Raw genomic sequence first — 18,991 nt, forward strand, 5'->3', positions numbered from 1 at the left:
CCCCGTTGTAGCGACTGCGGTGGGTTTCAACCGTTGGCGGGCGTGGGATTATAGAAAATCTAGGGAATTCAAAAGTTGTGTGTACACCGTATCCCATTATTTTCGGTCAAAAGGAGCAGGGGGAGGAAACGGAAAGACTCCGCGCGATGCACTGAGCACAAAAGGGCATTGACGTTTTCCCTAGTTCTTCCCTGTTCTCTTCAGGCTAAAACATCATAACCGCTAAAAGCTACGAGCGATAACCATCAGTAGCATTTAGCGGTAAATGAAGTATAGATTAGATTTTGTTAGAGTTAAAATTTTGTGGAAAAGCTAGTTCAACTAAGGTTTACTTTGGACGATTGCGTAGTGTCTTCCATCGAGAATCACTTTTTGGTTAGAAAATTTAGCATCCATTTTTGCAGCTAGGCAGGCATTCTTGGCTGTGCGTTTTAATAACCTCCAAAACAAAAACATGAAATTGAGACGAAAACACGTTATGTACAGGATGCAGCTAGAACTGTGATTCTCAGACGCTATGCGATCGCGTTTGATGTAGAGCGGGTGACACAAGGCTCTTACACTTTGTATTCGGTCAGATAAATTAAACTTCTCTGTGTCTGTTCTTAACTTAGCACCCTGATTCGAGAATGCGATCGCTTATTTAAATAATGTTCATACCTGTTAATATTGTGCAATACAAGGACAATCTACTTGATAAATGTAAGAGCAATCACTTCAATGATTAACTATAGGTTAGCTGTGTAAGCTATTTGAGCAAAACACCCCAACCTATATTAAAATCAGTCATTTGGAGCAAATAAATTATTTCCAAGTTGCATTATTGTCAATTTCTGATAAATTATCCTAGGCTTCCCAAAGAACAAGACTAGATATTTATTTTTATTCTTACTTCAGATCCAACACTCAGCCCTATTTACAGGAAATCACATGGTATCCATCCGCGAATTACACACACAACTAGTCAAAAAAGAACGTTCAGCCGTTGAAATAACCCAAGAAGCGTTAGATCGGATTCAAGCTGTAGAATCAAAAATCCAGAGTTTTTTGTCCATTACTGCCGAAAAAGCACTGGAACAAGCCAAACAAGTAGATGCCAAAATTGCCGCAGGTGAAGAAATTAGCATGTTGGCAGGTATTCCCATTGGTGTCAAAGACAACATGTGTACTAAGGGGATTACTACCACCTGTGCTTCCCGAATTTTAGAAAATTTTGTTCCCCCTTACGAATCTAGCGTCACCCAAAAGCTATTTGATGCGAATGCAGTGATGGTGGGTAAAACTAACTTGGATGAGTTTGCCATGGGTGGTTCCACGGAGACATCTGCATATCATTTAACAGCAAATCCTTGGGACTTATCGCGGGTTCCTGGTGGTTCTTCAGGTGGTTCAGCCGCAGCAGTAGCAGCCGAAGAATGTGTAGTTTCCCTAGGTTCGGATACAGGTGGTTCCATTCGTCAACCAGCTTCATTTTGTGGAGTTGTGGGAATGAAGCCAACCTATGGATTAGTATCACGATACGGTTTAGTCGCCTTTGCCTCATCATTAGATCAAATTGGACCATTTGCCCGTAGTGTGGAAGATGCGGCTTTGTTGCTGAATGCGATCGCAGGACACGATCCCAAGGATTCTACTAGTATTAAAGTGGAAATTCCCGATTACACAGCTAATTTACGCCCCGATCTCAAATCTCACGGTAAACTCAAAGTCGGCATCATCAAGGAAACATTTGGCGAAGGTTTAGACCCCGAAGTTGCGAAAGCTGTGAACCAAGCAATTGAACACTTTAAAAGCATGGGTGCCGAAATTCAAGAAATTTCCTGCCCTCGTTTCCGCTACGGTTTACCCAGCTACTACATTATTGCCCCCTGTGAAGCTTCCGCAAACTTGGCACGCTACGACGGTGTAAAATATGGTTTCCGCGCCGAAGATGCCGAAAACCTCCTTTCGATGTATACCCGTACCCGTGCCGCTGGCTTTGGCGCTGAAGTCAAACGCCGAATTATGATTGGTACCTATGCATTATCTGCGGGTTACTACGACGCTTATTATCTCCAAGCCCAAAAAGTGCGAACACTAATTAAGCAAGACTTTGAAAACGCTTTTGGGCAAGTTGACATCTTGATTTCCCCCACAGCACCTAGCACCGCATTTAAAACCGGAGAAAAAACCACAGATCCCCTAAGCATGTACCTCATTGACTTGATGACAATTCCTGTCAACTTAGCCGGTTTACCAGCTATAAGTGTTCCTTGCGGCTTTGATAGTCAAGGAATGCCCATTGGTTTACAGTTAATTGGTAATGTTCTCAAAGAAGAGCAATTACTTCAAGTTGCTTACGCCTATGAGCAATCAACCGATTGGCACTCAAAGTCACCCAAAATCATTTAAGTGATTTTGCTCAATTCCCCACGGCTCTATAGCCTGGGGATGGATAGCAACAGATTTTAATAAACGGCTTCAACCTAGCCTTTTTCAAACCCATTAAATTAAAATACTCAGTATAAAACTAGAAGTATTATTTTAGCGTGAAAAACAAACAAAAATACTGTATTTATATCATCGATTATTTCAAATCCAAACCGATTGAGCTACCTAAGATTACCATCCTCGTAGATAATGGCTATCACCCTGATAAGCTTACCCAGGCTCTGGAGCAGATTTACCCTCAAATTATGACCAAAATTCAATTTGAACTCTCACCCAAGCCATCGAAAGCCGAAAAAGAAGCCAATGGAAAATCTGGATTTGTTCCTGTAGCCGCTAGATGGGTAATCGAAAGGTCAAACGCTTGGGTAGAGCGATGTAAAAGTTTAGTCAAAAATTTTGACCGGACACTCGCTCGTGCCAATGCCAAGCTCAAGCTTTATTTTATCAGATTGATGCTCAGAAGACTAGCTAATAGCTAGAAAAAAGATATCAAATGGGTTCTATACGCTAACGCAGATTTTCTAGGGCGTGTCATCAGTTGAGCCAAACTACAGTAGCAGCAAGGTAAATTGCACCCAGAAAGTTGACTTTGAGTTTGTCGTAGCGGGTGGCGATAGCACGGTATTGCTTGAGTTTGGCAAAAAAGTTTTCGATTAAGTGACGGGCTTTGTACAAGTCTGTATCGTAATCGCGCGGATTAGTACGGTTACGTTTGGAGGGAATGACGGCAGTCTTAGCTTGCGCTTCCAAAACCTCAATGACTCGTGCGTCAGCATCGTATCCTTTATCTGCCAATATTGTGTCAGCCTTCGTCTGGGGCAGCAGCACATCCGCACCATCGAGGTCACAGGCTTGTCCTGGTGTCAGATGAAAGAGTAAAGGGGTTACCCAAAGCGTCCACCACTGCATGTATCTTTGTACTCAACCCGCCTTTACTACGTCCAATTGCTTGACTGTCTGCATCCCCAAGGCACGTTTCCGGGGGCAGTTGCCCCCGGAAAGCTGCCGCCCCTTTACGCCCGCACTGTGTTGGTGGGCGCGGACAATTGTAGAATCGATCATCGCATACTCGTTGTCTGCTTCTTGGGCTAACACCTCAAATACTCGTTGCCACACCCCACTTTTACTCCATCGACTAAACCGAGTATGTACGACTCGGAAATCCCCAAACCTTTCAGGTAAGTCCCGCCACGGGATACCAGCTCGATATCGATAGATATAATACAGCTTCCACAAACAGCTTATTGTCTTTGGCTGTCCCACCAACATGACCTTCTCGTCCTGGTAATAGGTCTTTTATCCTCTCCCACTGATCATCTCGTAGGGCATAACGGCGGCTTGTCATGGCGAGCAAATCCTTGTAGTTTGGTCGATTTTTACTTTACTTTATCTTTCTTTACATTAACTGATGACACGCCCTAACTAAAATCAATGAAATGATAAAACTTAAGTAGTATTTAACACATTGTTGCTTTCATGCCTACATCCCTAACATCAAGCGAGCCTGGAAAAATATCGCTCAAGGGAGTGGATAATTTAGGGGATAAGTTTTCATCAAACACTAATTTCATGCTGATAAGGTCGAAATCATCAGCCGACGTTCACGGTCAGCCGCATAAGCAATACAAGCTTTTATATCTTCTCGCGTTAAAGAGTATAATGGTACAGAGCGAAGACATAGTAGTTTTTATGTTGGCTTATATGCTCAAACTTGGGTAAATTTCCAGCATATTTGTATAGAATTAACTACAGAATTAATGATATTAAATACTAATAAGCGGAGTATTATCAACAAGGTCTAAGAGCTATGAAGCTTATAGAATCTATGTTTTAGCTGATTTCGTCGTCCCCTCAGAGCTTCATGAGAAAATTCTCATGTTAGATCAAGATAAGTCGTATTATAATATACTCTTAACCTAAATTTAACTATAAAAATAGGAATCAAATAGAAATTTTGTTGGCGTAGTCTGCATAGTCTGCGCTCAGAATGTTCTGCATTTTAGGGTGTATTGTGACGTAAATGCGAAGCAGCTTCCGTATAGGATAGTCAATTTTCGATTTTCACTGAGTATTTTACTTAGGGCATCTTGCATCTATCGAGAACGCGATCGCAAAACAATAAATTATCTTCATTGCATCTACCTGATTAATTTCATCTCAAATAAACAAATTATAAGGTAGTCTTCAATATTAAAAATGGTTAATAATAAAATGATAGAAGAAGAGTTCTCACACAAATTAGTAGAGGCAGGATTGATTAGCGAAGAGCAATTAAGAGAGGCAATCAAGCAAAATCAAATCAGCGGTAAGCACCTGGAAGAAATTTTTATCGATCGAGGTTGGATAAAACCGGAAACAATTATCTATCTCAAAAATAATTCTATTTATTCGGAATTGCAAAATCAAGATGCAAAATTACAAGCGAATTCAACTAATAATTTACTTCATTTTAACTTTTCCCCAAAACTTGTTTTTGGAATCATGTTGAAAATTATCAGTTTCTTCGTTGTCACCCATCTGATCACGCAAATTATCAAAAAAATCACTCCCGATTTCTTTTTACGAGATGGTATATCGAATCTATTTTATCTCGATTCAGAATTAACCTTTCCTGCAGTTTATTCTGCCTTGGCACTACTATTTGCAGCCATGATTCTCGGCACTATCGCTTATCTTAAAAAGAGGATGAATGACTCCTATATTTACTATTGGCAATGGCTGGGAGTTATATTTTTATTTCTCTCTTTTGATGAATTAGTAAGTCTGCATGAAAAAATGATGAACCCAGTGAAGGCTTTGCATAAGACGAGTGGGTTTCTATACTTTGCTTGGGTTATTCCCGGTAGTATTGGAGTATTAATCTTTTTACTAATATTTTTGAAGTTTATTATCAATCTTCCTCATAAAACCAGAAACCACTTTTTAATTGCAGGATGTATTTATCTATCTGGTTGTATTGGCTGCGAGCTAATTGGTGGTTATATTGTCGATAATCAAGGTAGTTTTACTTCTTATTTAGCTATAATGACCTTAGAAGAATCCTTAGAGATGCTTGGAATTGCCGTCTTTATTTACGGTCTTTTATCTCATATTAGTAATTACACAAAAGGCGCTATTTTACAAATTCAAATTCCTGCTAAAAAAAATAATTTATCCAACTCTCAACTGAAAAGTGAGAGTTTTTAGGTCTCTTGAAATTGCCAATCCCAGTTTTTCATTAGGAGCATCGACTTTTGAAAGAAACATAATTCTTATACTCCAAAAAACCTCGTATACGGTTGACATAAAAAAGTCTATTCGCCGAAAGTGGATGCTCCCTTTTCATGTACCTCAAAAATACAATTGTCAAATCTTCGATGGTAGGGAGATTAGGGTTTTATTCTCTGCTTGTAAAATAAAAACTGCAATGTACCCAATTAGTAACGTAACCTTTCACACTTACCCCTACTTCTCACCTATAAATCAGGGGTTTCGAGCATTCTACTATAAACTGAGGCGACCGTTGCCATCCGTTTGAAATTACGTTTTTCTCCCTTAGTTAATCGTAGACGCTTCCATATACCACCTCCAAAAATTGACTCTGTGTTAAGAAACATGAGTCTGTCTTTTTTTGGGATTATTGCTTTAAAGCCTTTGATAACAATACTCTTGTTTCTACTCTTTATCAGAATACAGTATCATGACACGAGCCGCACCCAATCGATTAGTGACGCTTCTTGGTCACTGTTCCGCGAATGGGTTGAGTATTTTGGTAAAGTGTTTGGCGTGGTTACAGTTGCTCTGCAACCTCAGAATCCCCACCTACTACTTCGCAGAAGCAAGCTACAAGGAAGTAAGGTGGGGAGGATGTAAAACCATACTTCCAGCGGTTAGCGATTCGTCAAAATAAAATTGACAGACTACCAGTTAAGAACCGCTATAGTTGAAAAAACGAAACATATCTTGATAAGGAGCCATCGCTTCCTCATAGCGTCTCATAAATTCTTTGGGATCAAGGGGATCAGCAGCATTCGTCATGGAAATTATATTGTAATCTGATGAGCCAGATTCCTGATTCCAATATGGTGCTAACCGAGGTGTGACGACCGAAACTCCATTACTGGGAGATGTAGAACCATTATGATTAGGATCGAATGAAACCGTGTCTGTTTTGCTAACGTTTTCATCTTGGATTCTCGAAAGCTGAGAATTCACTACCCAGTTACTGCTAGAACTTTTTAGGTTTTCGTTACCAAAACCACTAGTATATTTCTCGCCAAAATAACCCTGCTGAGTTTCATTCCCAAAATTAGAGAATGGGAAATTATATCCATTAAACCCACTGAATATATCATCAAAATCAAATCCAGGATTATTGGATTCTGAAGAACTAACTGATGTTTCTGCGAGAATTTGTCTTACTTGTCCATCACTTAAATTGGGATTTGCACTTAGCATCAGCGCAACCACACCCGCAACATGGGGAGCAGCCATAGAAGTTCCGCTATAGGATGCATAATTATTGTTAGGTAGAGTTGAATAAATACTCACTCCTGGAGCTGTCACATAAGTTAATTGATTACTTCCAGCCCGATTTGAGAAGTTAGCCAAGCTACCATCCCTATCCACAGCACCAACTGCAACTCCATATTTATTTGCATAGCTAGCAGGATTAATTGGTGATGAACCCCCACTATTTCCTGCTGCCATTACGACAATTACACCTCTAGCACTAGCATATTCGATTGCTAATTCTAAAGTCTTACTACTAGCACCACCACCCAAACTCATATTAATTACTTTTGCTCCATTATCTACTGCATAGCGAATTCCACCAGCAATAGAATCGTAGGAGCCAGAACCTTCATCATCCAAAACTTTAACTGACATAATCTTGGCATCATAGGCAATACCAGTTAAACCTTTGTTATTTTTTTCAGCGGCAATCGTTCCAGAAACATGGGTACCATGTCCATCTTTATCTAAAGTATTGTTGTTATTACTATCGAAATTCCATCCGTAAATATCATCAACGTATCCATTACCATCATCATCAACACCATTATTTTCAATTTCTTTAGTGTTTTTCCAAATATTATTTTTTAAATCTTCGTGGTTATGATCAACCCCAGTATCTAATACTGCAACAATTACACCTTGACCTGTATATCCATTTGCCCATGCTTCCGGTGCCTTAACAGTATCTACACCCCAATAATCACCACCTAAATTGGGGGTATCTGCGAAAGTATCTTTACCCGCTGCTTTGGCAACAGCCGCCGCTGCATTAACTCCACCGTAACCAGTTTTAGAACTATACTGTTGTGTGGAAATGTCTGAATGGTGGCTGCTTCGAGAAGTATATCTTAAACTATATCCAGGGTTAATATTAAAGTTATCATTTAAAGATAAGTTCGTATAGTTTAAGGTTTTACTAACAGAGAAATTATCACCAGTATTATCTAATGTCATAGCTTTTTCCTCTGAAATATATTTCTATACAGCAGAAACCATTCACCTTGTTTTGATAAGATAAATATTTTCTATTTTATTTCTGCTATAAGAAATAATTACTATGAAAATAAATATTAAATTGCTATTATTTCTACAAAATAAATACAAGTTGCTGATTCTAAGGATATTTGGACACTATATTAAAAAATAAGTAATGAGTAATAAGTAATGAGTAATAAGTAATGAGTAATAAGTAATGAGTAATAAGTAATGAGTAATAAGTAATGAGTAATAAGTAATGAGTAATAAGTAATGAGTAATAAGTAATGAGTAATAAGTAATGAGTAATAAGTAATGAGTAATAAGTAATGAGTAATAAGTAATGAGTAATAAGTAATGAGTAATAAGTAATGAGTAATAAGTATGTTTTGTAATGGGGATTTAACAAGGCAGTTGATATGGGCATAAATATAACGGCATCTAAACAGCTATACTTTCTTATGGATTGTCCCTAGTGCCATTGGTGGATTTGGTAACTATTTAGTACCTTTGATGTTGGGTGCCAGGGATATGGCGTTTCCAAAGCTGAATGCGATCGCATTCTGGCTAAACCCCCCAGCTGGACTACTTTTACTTGGTAGCTTCTTCTTTGGTGGTTCCCAATCAGGTTGGACTGCATATCCACCTTTGAGCTTAATTACTGCCCCCAATGCCCAAAGCATGTGGATTTTGGCGATTGTTTTGGTGGGAACCTCCTCAATTTTGGGTTCCTTGAACTTCGTCGTCACCATTTGGAAGATGAAAGTCCCCAGTATGAAATGGGATCAACTACCGTTGTTTTGTTGGGCGATTTTAGCCACTTCCATACTTGCCCTCGTTTCGACACCCGTCTTAGCCGCTGGCTTAGTATTATTACTATTTGATATCAACTTCGGCACATCCTTCTTCAAACCAGAAAACGGTGGAAACGTCGTCCTTTACCAACATTTATTCTGGTTTTACTCCCACCCAGCCGTGTACTTGATGATACTTCCCATCTTCGGTATCATGTCAGAAGTTATCCCAGTACATGCGAGAAAACCCATTTTCGGCTACAAAGCGATCGCTTACTCCAGTTTAGCCATCTGCGTCGTGGGTTTATTCGTCTGGGTTCACCACATGTTTGCCAGTGGTACCCCCGGTTGGATGCGGATGTTCTTCACCATCTCCACCTTAATTGTTGCCGTCCCCACAGGTGTAAAAATCTTCGGTTGGGTAGCAACCCTGTGGGGTGGTAAAATCCGCTTCACCACCACCATGCTATTTGCCCTCGGTTTACTCTCCATGTTCGTCATGGGGGGATTAAGCGGAGTCACAATGGGAACTGCCCCCTTTGATATTCACGTTCACGATACCTACTACGTCGTTGCCCACTTCCACTATGTACTTTTTGGCGGTTCCGTCTTCGGTATCTACTCTGGTATTTACCACTGGTTCCCCAAAATGACCGGAAGAATGATGAACGAAAAACTCGGTCGTCTCCACTTTATTCTTACCCTCATCGGCACCAACCTGACATTCCTACCCATGCACGAACTGGGACTTCAAGGAATGCCCCGTCGCGTTGCCATGTATGACCCCCAATTCATCACCTTGAACCAAATTTGTACAGTTGGTTCCATCATCCTCGGCATCTCAGTTATACCTTTTGCCATCAACGCCATTTACAGTTGGACAAAAGGCAAACTAGCCGGAGATAACCCTTGGGATGCCCTCACCTTAGAATGGACAACCGCATCACCCCCAATTATTGAGAACTGGGAAGAACTCCCCGTAGTTACCCACGGACCTTACGAATACGGCATGTTATACGATGCCCATCAAGCCGAATTACGATTGAATCAGTAATCAGTTAATAGTGGACAGTTATCAGTGAACAGAACTAAACAAAGCCTCCGTTCTAACTGATAACTGTTTAACAATTAGATTCTCACAAAGAAAATATGACAGTAGCAACAACAAATACATCCCACCACGAGGAACACCCTGACCTCCGAGTCTTGGGGCTATTAACCTTCCTCATGTCCGAATCCTTGATGTTTGGTGGATTCTTCGCCGCTTACCTCTTCTACAAAGGAACCACCGTCACCTTTCCCCCCACAGGAACCGAAGTCGAATTATACCTACCCACCATCAACACCATCATCCTCGTCTCCAGTAGCTTCGTCATCCATTTAGGAGATGTTGCCATCAAAAAAAATAGCGTTTGGGGCATGAGATTTTGGTACTTCCTCACAGCCGTCATGGGGATAGTATTCCTGGGTGGACAAGTATACGAATATATGCACCTGGGATATGGCTTAACAACCAATTTGTTCGCTAACTGCTTCTACTTGATGACAGGATTCCACGGCTTACACGTCTTCATCGGCATATTATTAATACTTGGAGTCTTATGGCGATCGCGTCGTACAGGACACTATAGTTCCAGCGCTCATACTGGTATCGAAATGGCAGAAATATACTGGCACTTCGTCGATATCATCTGGATTATTTTGTTCACCCTCCTGTACATCCTCAGCAAATTTTAAGAACACAGGGAGCGCAGCAAAGGAGCAGAGGGCAGGGAGCAGGGAGACAAGGGGAAATAATAAATACTCCCCCATATTCCCCCACTTCCTCACTCCCTCACTCCCCCACCTTCACCATGAATAAATACTCTTGGTTCCAAGCACCAGCAGAAATCAAACAACTCCTGATTCTCGCTGCCGAAAACTGGCAAAACACAGCCGAATCCGAAAAATACATCAATCAAGCCCTAGCCAAAACCGAAGACTGCACCGATCTCCTAGTAGCAGCATATAGATACTTCTACTATAAAAACAACTATTCAATGTCCTTAAACATCGCCAACAAAGTAATAAAAAAAATTCAACAATCCGAAAAACTACCATTAGATTGGCAACAACTAAAACCAATACTGACATCAGGCAAAGAAAACCCTCAAATTAGATTTTATCTCCACGCCTACGCCGCCGCTGGAATGAGCCTAGCCAAACTCGGACAACTAGAAAAAGCCACACTTATATGTGCCCAAATCAAAGAAATAGATAACACCAACGAATTTTCCAGCGCCGCAATATTATTTGATATACTGACACGTCCACCCGAAGAAGACGAATAAACAATCAGAGAAAAATAATGATAAATTAATAATTAAGATAGCATCTTCATAAAATACAAAGAGAGGTGCAACATGTCTCCTCTCTACATCCCCAAAAATCCTCTTATATTCCTCTCCTCTTTCTTCTCTCTGCGCTCCTCAGCGCTTCCCTTTGCGTCACTCTGCGTTAAAACTCTTTATTCCATGAAAAACCAAGACTGGATTGTAACCAAGCAAAACTTCCAACCCAGCAACCCAGAACGCGAATGGAATCTCCTCCAAGAAAACTATCGATTTTACCGTTTCCTCACCGAAATCGAAGACACCCTCAACCAAACCAACCATCTACCCCAAATTCGGCGACTAGTTAGAAAACTGATCCTCAACTCCTACTGGATTAAAACCAGACATCTAAACGCATCACCAGAAACAGGAACATCAGTCCTCGAACTATACGACGAACTAGGATTTCCCCTCACCGTGCAAACAGTCACCTTTGCACCAGGAATCAAATCCAACATTCACAACCACGGAACCTGGGCAGTAATCGCTGTACTCCAAGGAAAAGAAAAAAACACAATTTGGCAGCAAAACCCCAATCAAAAACTCCAAAAAACCGGAGAAATCATCCTCAACCCTGGAGACATCATCAGTTTGACACCTGAGGCTATCCACAGCATCGAAGCAATTGGTGACGAACCAACAGTAACCTTCAACATTTACGGTGAAACAAATCCTAGCCAAAGATTTGAATTTGACCTCGAAACCAACACCACCAAACACTTTTAAGGAATAATCACCATGGCAAGAGTAATTTTTTATGAAAAACCTGGTTGTCGCGGCAATGCCAAACAAAAAATACTATTAGCAACAGCAGGTCATGACGTTATAGCTTACAGCTTACTATCAGAAGCCTGGACAGCAGAAAAACTTCGTTCCTTCTTTGGTTCCCTACCAGTTTCCGAATGGTTTAATAAATCCGCATCCAAAATAAAATCTGGGGAAATCGTTCCCGAAACAATCGATGCTGACACAGCTTTAGTATTGATGTTGCAAGATCCTTTATTGATTCGTCGCCCCTTAATCCAAGTAGGCGATCGCCGTGAGGTAGGATTTGATGTAGAGAGTCTTGATGCTTGGATCGGTTTAAAACCAGTGGATGAATCTCAAGCTGCAATCGCCGCAGAATTACTCACCCAAAACTTACAAGGTTGTTCACACAATCACGAACATCAACATGAACACCACCACGAGGGTGGAAAATGTAAGCATTAGGGATTTAGTAATTTATTGCTCACCATACACCAACCTAAGCCCGCACAAGTGGGCTTAGTCTAATATCGTTTACGCTCATCCCAAGGGGTTAACGAGGTTTAACTACACACTCAACTTCGACGCACTTACCCTATTAACCAATGACACTCCATTGGATCTCTTAAGTAAATCACAATAAACATCCAATGTTTCATCACTTACCCTCATCACACTGAACCTTTCTAGATTTTGTTTTGCTCGGTGTTTCCATTCTCCCAATTCTTCTGGATTACTCAACAACCTTGACATAGCCTTTGCCAAAACCTCGCTATCCTTCGCTGGTACCAAAACACCAGCCTGCCGATTATCCAAAGTCTCAGGAATACCATCGACATCACTAGCAATAATCGCACAACCTGCCTCCCTTGCCTCCGTCAGCACCAACCCAAAAGATTCACAATGGGAAGCCAAAACAAAAACATCAGATGACAGCATATAACGCTGTGGCTCCGTCTGAAACCCTTCAAAATGAATCCGATTTGCAAAAGGTGTTTTTTGAGCTATTTCCTCAAAATCTAAACGTTCCGGACCATCTCCCACTAAATAAAGATGTGCTTCGGGAAAATCATCACCAATTTTAACAAACGCTTCAATTAACTCCACAATCCCTTTACGGCTATACATCCCGGCAACAGTGGTAATAGCTGGACGCTTTAAAGAAACTGGTTCACAATCACGAATATCACAACGACGAGGACTATCCAAAGTCCCATTAGCGACTACCCGTAACTTCTCTCTGGGTATCCCACGTCGCACCATCGAATTTGCAACAGCAGCACTGACTGCAATCACCCTATCTGCCAATCCCATCAAAACTGCACTACGCTGAAACTCATTGTGTACAGTAGAAACTAAACCATATTCAGAACTTGTCCGAAAAATTCCTGCCAGTATAACTCCTGTCATCATATGTGCATGGACAATATCGGGTTGAAATTCGTGTATTATCCTTCGATAACGTCCAACAGCCTTCAGCATATTCAGTGGCATTCTCGATTGATCTAATGGAAAGTGTTGAATACCATACCTTGCTAGTAATTTTTCATATCCTCCCCCAGCCGATGCAACCGCAACATTATGACCGCTTTTTGCTTGCAAACAAGCTATATCCATTGCCACATTGACAATTCCGTTACCAATTTCTTGGATATGGTTAGTTAGGTGTAGTACGCGCATTTGTGTTTCCTATTAAAAGTATGAATAATTTTAGGTATGACTAAACTTTGACTCTCATCAAGCAGAGTTTGAAGGAGATATATTTGGATTAATTCTGAATACTTGAAATTAAAAACTATTGGTAAACACAGCCACAGCAGCACACAAAAAACAGAATTTGTCCAATTACCACACTGTAGAGAGGTTTTGGTATGAGGTTTCTCTTTGTAATCAATCCAAGCTAGGATCTAAAGAATATTTCATTTGTCCCCAAGAACCGTTTAATAAAATTATGGGGTAAACTATCAATCTGAGAACAGTATGAATTGATTGCTCTATTCTTTTTATCTTGAACAGATGTAATTGATAAACTGTAGGCTGCCTTAATATCCTGTAATTTGATCAAAATAAATAGTGGCGCTCTCCACAATAACCAGATAGGATATTCTAAAAACTCAACTTTATTGCCTACTTTCGTTACTGCTTCCTTGACTAATTCATAGGTAGCCTCATGATCACGATGACAGTCTTTGCGGTGAGGTACATAAACCTCCTCCGGTTGATGCCTTTCAAGTAGCATAGCTATCTGTTCAATAGTTTGTTGTCTGTCGTTATTTTCTAGATAGGGTAAAGTCCCATCTGGCTTTTCCATAAAGTAAATTTCTGAAGATTCCACACCCAAAATACTTAATGCAGTTAATGCCTCTTCTTTACGAATTTCAGCAATTGTCTTTTGGGAAGCAGGATTGGCAACACCTCCACCTTGCCCATCTGTGATGAACACCACAACCACTGGTATACCTTGTTCTCGTTTTAGGGCAATAATTCCACCACAACCGAAGGTTTCATCATCTTGGTGAGGAGAAAATACCATCGCTGATTTTTGACTCAATGCCAGCGGCTGACTGCCATTATGTAAAATCCATTCAAATATTAAGCTGGAATGTAGATGTTGCATACCTTCAAGCCAACTGCTGGGAATTAATTGTTGGAAGTATTTTAAAATTTTTTTGATATTCATAGAGATTCCAATAGCACTTTAGTAGTTCTGTCAATTTTGAATCAAGGGGAGGAAAAATAGAAATGAAATGCGGTAGACCACTTAGGTGGCATTTGTAAAATAAAAATTAAGTATGCTGTGTTATGACTACGTAATAATTTAGGTTTTTGAGTCAACGGGAATTTATCGTAAGGCAGCGGCTAGTTGGTACCTTACGACACACTTGTATTGTTAATCAAAATCACTACAGTACAGTCGTGGGTTTTACACAACGGAACCCTAAAGGTAGAGGCAGTTACCATGAAAAAAATTTTCATCCTCCTAGTCTGCAAGCGGTTTTACCCTACTAGCTACTCAATAGTTACTGCTAACTATCTCACCTATTTCTGGTATTTACTACATATGTAGCTTAACATTCATTAGTGATTTTACGTATAAAACACGATGATTTCACACTATTTTCACAGAAATAACATAGATAGAGTAGCTCCTAATTACTAAGAGTTTATACTGAATCATCTTTCCAAAATAAAGGATAAGCCATCTCAAAATAAATAGCAAGTTTTTATACCAGAATTTTATATAGTTAGCCAAAAAATAATTTTGCTCGAAACAAAAAATATATCCTAAAGCTTATTCAATAGACCTTTGAGGACTCAATGCAAATATAAAAGTTTTGGTAAAGACATTACTAGATGATGTCTAGAATACAAATTATATAGAAGGTATAAATGTCTAAAATTGTATTGATTAGAAATAAATAACTAGTAGTTAAATGTGTGATAAGTAACAATGTATAGACCCCCGACTTTATCTAGGAGTCGGGGAAGTGATTTTTATGACTTTAACCACCGTGCTGCATCTTTAGCATGGTAGGTCAAAATCATATCAGCGCCAGCCCGCTTAAACCCAGTCAAAGTCTCCAATACTATGCGTTCTTCGTCAACCCAACCATTAAGTGCGGCTGCTTTGACCATAGAATATTCGCCTGACACATTATATGCCGCCACTGGAACGTTACTTGCTTCCTTGACGCGCCAAATTACGTCCATATAAGCCAATGCTGGTTTTACCATCAGCATATCTGCACCTTCGGCTAAATCTAATTCAATTTCCTTGATGGCTTCGCGGGTATTACCAGGATCCATTTGGTAAGTTCTTCTGTCTCCAAATTGCGGTGTGGATTCAGCGGCATCCCGAAATGGTCCATAATAGGCTGATGCATATTTTGCTGCGTATGACAAGATAGGAATATCTTGGAAACCAGCCCCATCTAAACCACTACGAATTGCTTGCACGAAACCATCCATCATTCCTGATGGGGCAATGATATCTACACCTGCTTGGGCTTGGGATATAGCGGTTTTCTTTAGTAATTCTAAGGTTGGATCATTTAAAACTCTGCCAGTTAAATCGCCCAATTCCAAGTATCCACAGTGCCCATGGCTTGTATACTCACATAAACAAGTATCAGCAATCACAATTAAATCGGGAACTGCATTTTTGACTGCGGTTGCGGCTTTTTGAACAATTCCGCAATCATGCCAAGCACCTGTAGCATCGACATCTTTATCAGCCGGAATTCCAAACAAAATAATTGCCGGAATTCCTAAGTCGTAAACTTCTTTCGCTTCTTCAACTATTTTGTCAACAGAAAGTTGATAAACTCCGGGCATTGATTTGACTTCGTTTGCTATTCCTTCGCCCGGTACGGCAAATAGTGGATAAATTAAATCGTTTGTTGTCAAAACATTTTCACGTACCATCCGGCGAAGTTGAGGATGGGTACGTAAACGACGAGGACGATGAGTAGGAAACATAAAGTTTTATAAATTCAAAAATGCAAATGGACACAACACAAAGCGTCACAGAAGTAGGTAAAAATTAAGCTTGCCTCAGCCAGACTACAAGCAGCGCTTAACTGTCCGTTGCCCTACTACTATTTAGTGTTGTGGGGCAATTTTGTATTTTACAGCTTTGGAAGCAAAGATTTATCGGAAGATGACATTAAGAATATTAAACAATGTCTGTAGCTTCTCAATTAATGAAATAAAAAATCAAATCAGGAGGGATCATCTGGGGTAATTTATCACTTTTTTCAGAGTTTATTACCCGCGATGAATGATAATGATTATTATTATTTAAAATTTGCTCCCATCGGAATTTTGGCGGTAGTTAAAAGTTAGATGGCTTTGAAACAGAAGTATTCTATTTGCCATATAACTTAGATGATAAATGATGAGAAATGACGGTGAATCGGGTTACAGTTGATTGCTAATCGGGAATATGACTATTTTATCCAAATAAAGTTTACATAATTACCCCGGTGATGTGAGACAGAATGAAGCGAAGTTTTTCAGAGGTTTCACCTTACAATGGGCGAAAAATGAATGGATAACGAAATGGTTTTTCGGTATCACTAAGAACATGAAAAAGTGCTAATAGAGTTAGCCCCCAATGTAATAGGAAACCAAGTCCGGCAAGTGGCACAAGCAATCCAAGAGTCACCCAAATTAATACACTCAAAATTATGCCGTAAACCCAAACATTCAGGTGAAAATTGATTGATTCTTGGGCGTTTGCCTTTACGACTGGATCATCAGATGTAAAAAAGATAAAAATGGGGATGCCAACAGAAACGAAAAGAGTACTTAAAAAGATCGAACCATGACACAGTGCTGACAATAATTTACGTTTATCCTTGTCGTACATTGTTGTCTTCCTTCTGAATTAGATTTTATTGCTATAAAAACCCTATCATGACCCTTGTTGCCTTAAGATTAAAAGTCCTACCTAAGTTGGAAAAAATTAAGTTAAGTTAGTTAACAGCAAGCAAATACATTTATGTCAACTGAACTAGAGATAGAGATTGGTCAGGCGGTGGAAAAGCGGCGCAATTTTGCGATTATTTCCCACCCTGATGCGGGGAAAACAACATTAACCGAAAAACTTCTATTATATGGAGGTGCGATTCACGAAGCTGGGGCTGTAAAGGCAAGAAGGGCACAAAAGAAAGCGACTTCTGACTGGATGGCAATGGAACAGCAACGGGGAATTTCCATTACTTCGACTGTGTTGCAGTTTGAGTATAAAGAGTGCCAAATCAATTTATTGGATACACCTGGGCACCAAGATTTTAGTGAAGATACTTATCGAACATTGGCTGCTGCCGATAATGCGGTGATGCTAATTGATACTGCAAAGGGTTTGGAACCCCAAACGCGGAAGTTATTTGAGGTGTGTAAGTTGCGGGGGATTCCCATTTTCACCTTTATCAATAAATTAGATCGTCCAGGGCGTGAACCGCTAGAATTGTTGGATGAAATTGAACAGGAGTTGGGTTTACAGACATATGCTGTAAACTGGCCCATAGGGATGGGAGATAGATTTAAGGGTGTTTATGATCGCCATCAACAACAAATCCACTTATTTGAGCGTAGCGCTCATGGTAGTAAGGAAGCTGTGAATACGGTGGTGGATTTGGGAGATGCCGGAATTGAACAGCTTTTGGATGAGGATCTTTATTTTCAACTAAAAAATGACCTGGAACTGTTGGAAGGTGCTGGGGGAGATTTAGATTTGGACTTGGTACATGCAGGGAAAATGACTCCTGTGTTTTTTGGTAGTGCCATGACGAATTTTGGTGTGGAGTTATTTCTACGCTACTTTTTGGATTATGCACTTAAACCTGGTACCCACCGCAGCACCGTGGGAGAGGTTGCCCCTACATACCCGGAGTTTTCGGGGTTTGTGTTTAAGTTGCAGGCAAATATGGATCCGAAGCACCGAGATCGAGTGGCTTTTATCCGTGTTTGTACGGGTAAATTTGAAAAAGATATGACTGTAAATCATGCCCGTACTGGAAAAGCTGTGCGGTTATCAAGACCCCAAAAGTTGTTTGCTCAAGAACGGGAATCTATTGATGAAGCATACGCAGGGGATGTAATTGGTTTAAATAATCCGGGGGTGTTTGCCATTGGGGATACGATTTACACCGGGCAAAAATTGGAGTATGAAGGGATACCTTACTTTTCTCCAGAATTATTTGCAACGTTGAGAAATCCTAATCCTTCCAAATTCAAGCAGTTCCAAAAAGGTGTTTCGGAGTTGCGGGAAGAAGGTGCAGTGCAAATTATGTACTCGGTGGATGAAGCTAAACGAGAGCCGATTTTGGCAGCAGTGGGACAATTACAATTTGAGGTGGTGCAATTTCGCTTACAAAACGAGTATGGTGTAGAAACAATTTTGGACATCTTGCCCTACACTGTGGCTAGATGGGTGGATGGTGGTTGGGAAGTGTTGGAAAAAATCGGTCGCTTATTCAACACTACCACTGTTAAAGATAGTCTGGGTAGACCTGTTTTGTTATTCCGTAACGAATGGAATACCCACCAACTGATACAGGATCATCCTAGTTTAAAATTGAGCGCGATCGCACCCGTGTTATCGGCACCGCAAACCGTGGAATAAAGATTTAGCTGCACTGATAACTGTTAACTGTTAACTAATAACTGATT

The 18,991-nt window shown here is 40.2% G+C and carries 15 protein-coding genes and 3 pseudogenes; 10 read left to right on the forward strand and 8 right to left on the reverse strand.

Features of this window, described 5'->3' with window-relative positions; translation table 11 throughout:
* Positions 1–930 precede the first annotated feature (930 nt).
* Both gatA and CAL6303_RS13990 read left to right on the forward strand, forming a co-directional pair.
* Positions 931–2,391, forward strand: coding sequence for an Asp-tRNA(Asn)/Glu-tRNA(Gln) amidotransferase subunit GatA (gene gatA / locus CAL6303_RS13985; protein ID WP_015198455.1), 1,461 nt, complete (start codon positions 931–933; stop codon positions 2,389–2,391).
* Between the two features lie 137 nt (positions 2,392–2,528).
* The gene (locus CAL6303_RS13990; RefSeq protein ID WP_015198456.1) at positions 2,529–2,909 is read left to right on the forward strand and encodes a transposase; all 381 of its coding nucleotides are present in this window, start codon (positions 2,529–2,531) and stop codon (positions 2,907–2,909) included.
* A 55-nt stretch (positions 2,910–2,964) separates the two neighbouring features.
* On the opposite strand, the pseudogene CAL6303_RS29295 reads toward CAL6303_RS13990, so the two are convergent.
* A pseudogene (locus CAL6303_RS29295) lies at positions 2,965–3,775 on the reverse strand (IS5 family transposase).
* Positions 3,776–3,887: 112 nt separating this feature from the next.
* On the reverse strand, positions 3,888–4,001 hold the full coding sequence (locus CAL6303_RS31645; RefSeq protein WP_321572278.1) for a DUF5615 family PIN-like protein: 114 nt from the start codon (positions 3,999–4,001) through the stop codon (positions 3,888–3,890).
* 51 nt (positions 4,002–4,052) lie between these two features.
* Here CAL6303_RS31645 and CAL6303_RS31730 point away from each other — a divergent pair.
* Positions 4,053–4,264: pseudogene (locus CAL6303_RS31730) on the forward strand (IS4 family transposase); the annotation flags it as partial.
* 362 nt (positions 4,265–4,626) lie between these two features.
* Positions 4,627–5,616, forward strand: coding sequence for a hypothetical protein (locus CAL6303_RS14010; RefSeq protein WP_015198457.1), 990 nt, complete (start codon positions 4,627–4,629; stop codon positions 5,614–5,616).
* Positions 5,617–5,885: 269 nt separating this feature from the next.
* Here the strand turns inward: CAL6303_RS14010 and CAL6303_RS30370 are convergent, their stop codons facing one another.
* Together CAL6303_RS30370 and CAL6303_RS14020 are read right to left on the reverse strand one after the other, a co-directional pair.
* Complete coding sequence (locus tag CAL6303_RS30370) at positions 5,886–6,026, reverse strand: hypothetical protein (protein ID WP_015198458.1); 141 nt, start codon at positions 6,024–6,026, stop codon at positions 5,886–5,888.
* A gap of 310 nt (positions 6,027–6,336) precedes the next feature.
* Positions 6,337–7,881 carry a S8 family peptidase gene (locus tag CAL6303_RS14020; protein ID WP_015198459.1) on the reverse strand — a complete coding sequence of 515 codons (1,545 nt, stop codon included), beginning with the start codon at positions 7,879–7,881 and terminating at the stop codon, positions 6,337–6,339.
* Between the two features lie 471 nt (positions 7,882–8,352).
* Here CAL6303_RS14020 and CAL6303_RS14025 point away from each other — a divergent pair.
* The 5 genes and pseudogenes from CAL6303_RS14025 to CAL6303_RS14045 form a co-directional block, all read left to right on the forward strand.
* Positions 8,353–9,750 (forward strand): annotated as a pseudogene (locus CAL6303_RS14025) (cytochrome c oxidase subunit I); the annotation flags it as partial.
* A 95-nt stretch (positions 9,751–9,845) separates the two neighbouring features.
* Positions 9,846–10,433, forward strand: coding sequence for a heme-copper oxidase subunit III (locus CAL6303_RS14030; protein WP_015198461.1), 588 nt, complete (start codon positions 9,846–9,848; stop codon positions 10,431–10,433).
* A gap of 116 nt (positions 10,434–10,549) precedes the next feature.
* On the forward strand, positions 10,550–11,026 hold the full coding sequence (locus CAL6303_RS14035) for a hypothetical protein (protein ID WP_015198462.1): 477 nt from the start codon (positions 10,550–10,552) through the stop codon (positions 11,024–11,026).
* A 183-nt stretch (positions 11,027–11,209) separates the two neighbouring features.
* Positions 11,210–11,794 (forward strand): cupin domain-containing protein, encoded by a 585-nt coding sequence (locus tag CAL6303_RS14040; RefSeq protein WP_041739595.1) that lies wholly within the window; start codon positions 11,210–11,212, stop codon positions 11,792–11,794.
* Positions 11,795–11,806: 12 nt separating this feature from the next.
* On the forward strand, positions 11,807–12,280 hold the full coding sequence (locus CAL6303_RS14045) for an ArsC/Spx/MgsR family protein (protein ID WP_015198464.1): 474 nt from the start codon (positions 11,807–11,809) through the stop codon (positions 12,278–12,280).
* A gap of 102 nt (positions 12,281–12,382) precedes the next feature.
* Here CAL6303_RS14045 and CAL6303_RS14050 read toward each other — a convergent pair whose 3' ends face one another.
* From CAL6303_RS14050 to CAL6303_RS14065, 4 genes are all read right to left on the reverse strand, one after another.
* Positions 12,383–13,495: a glycosyltransferase family 4 protein gene (locus tag CAL6303_RS14050; protein WP_015198465.1), complete on the reverse strand. Its 1,113-nt coding sequence runs from the start codon at positions 13,493–13,495 to the stop codon at positions 12,383–12,385.
* A 220-nt stretch (positions 13,496–13,715) separates the two neighbouring features.
* Positions 13,716–14,495 (reverse strand): PIG-L deacetylase family protein, encoded by a 780-nt coding sequence (locus tag CAL6303_RS14055; RefSeq protein WP_015198466.1) that lies wholly within the window; start codon positions 14,493–14,495, stop codon positions 13,716–13,718.
* An 815-nt stretch (positions 14,496–15,310) separates the two neighbouring features.
* Positions 15,311–16,294: a porphobilinogen synthase gene (gene hemB / locus CAL6303_RS14060; protein ID WP_015198467.1), complete on the reverse strand. Its 984-nt coding sequence runs from the start codon at positions 16,292–16,294 to the stop codon at positions 15,311–15,313.
* A gap of 550 nt (positions 16,295–16,844) precedes the next feature.
* A complete protein-coding gene (locus CAL6303_RS14065) occupies positions 16,845–17,186 on the reverse strand; it encodes a DUF4870 domain-containing protein (protein ID WP_015198468.1) in 342 nt (113 codons plus the stop codon).
* A gap of 132 nt (positions 17,187–17,318) precedes the next feature.
* Between CAL6303_RS14065 and prfC the strand changes: the two genes are divergently transcribed.
* Positions 17,319–18,944 (forward strand): peptide chain release factor 3, encoded by a 1,626-nt coding sequence (gene prfC / locus CAL6303_RS14070; protein ID WP_015198469.1) that lies wholly within the window; start codon positions 17,319–17,321, stop codon positions 18,942–18,944.
* Positions 18,945–18,991 lie beyond the last annotated feature (47 nt).

It is taken from the genome of Calothrix sp. PCC 6303 (assembly GCF_000317435.1).
Lineage (GTDB): Bacteria > Cyanobacteriota > Cyanobacteriia > Cyanobacteriales > Nostocaceae > PCC-6303.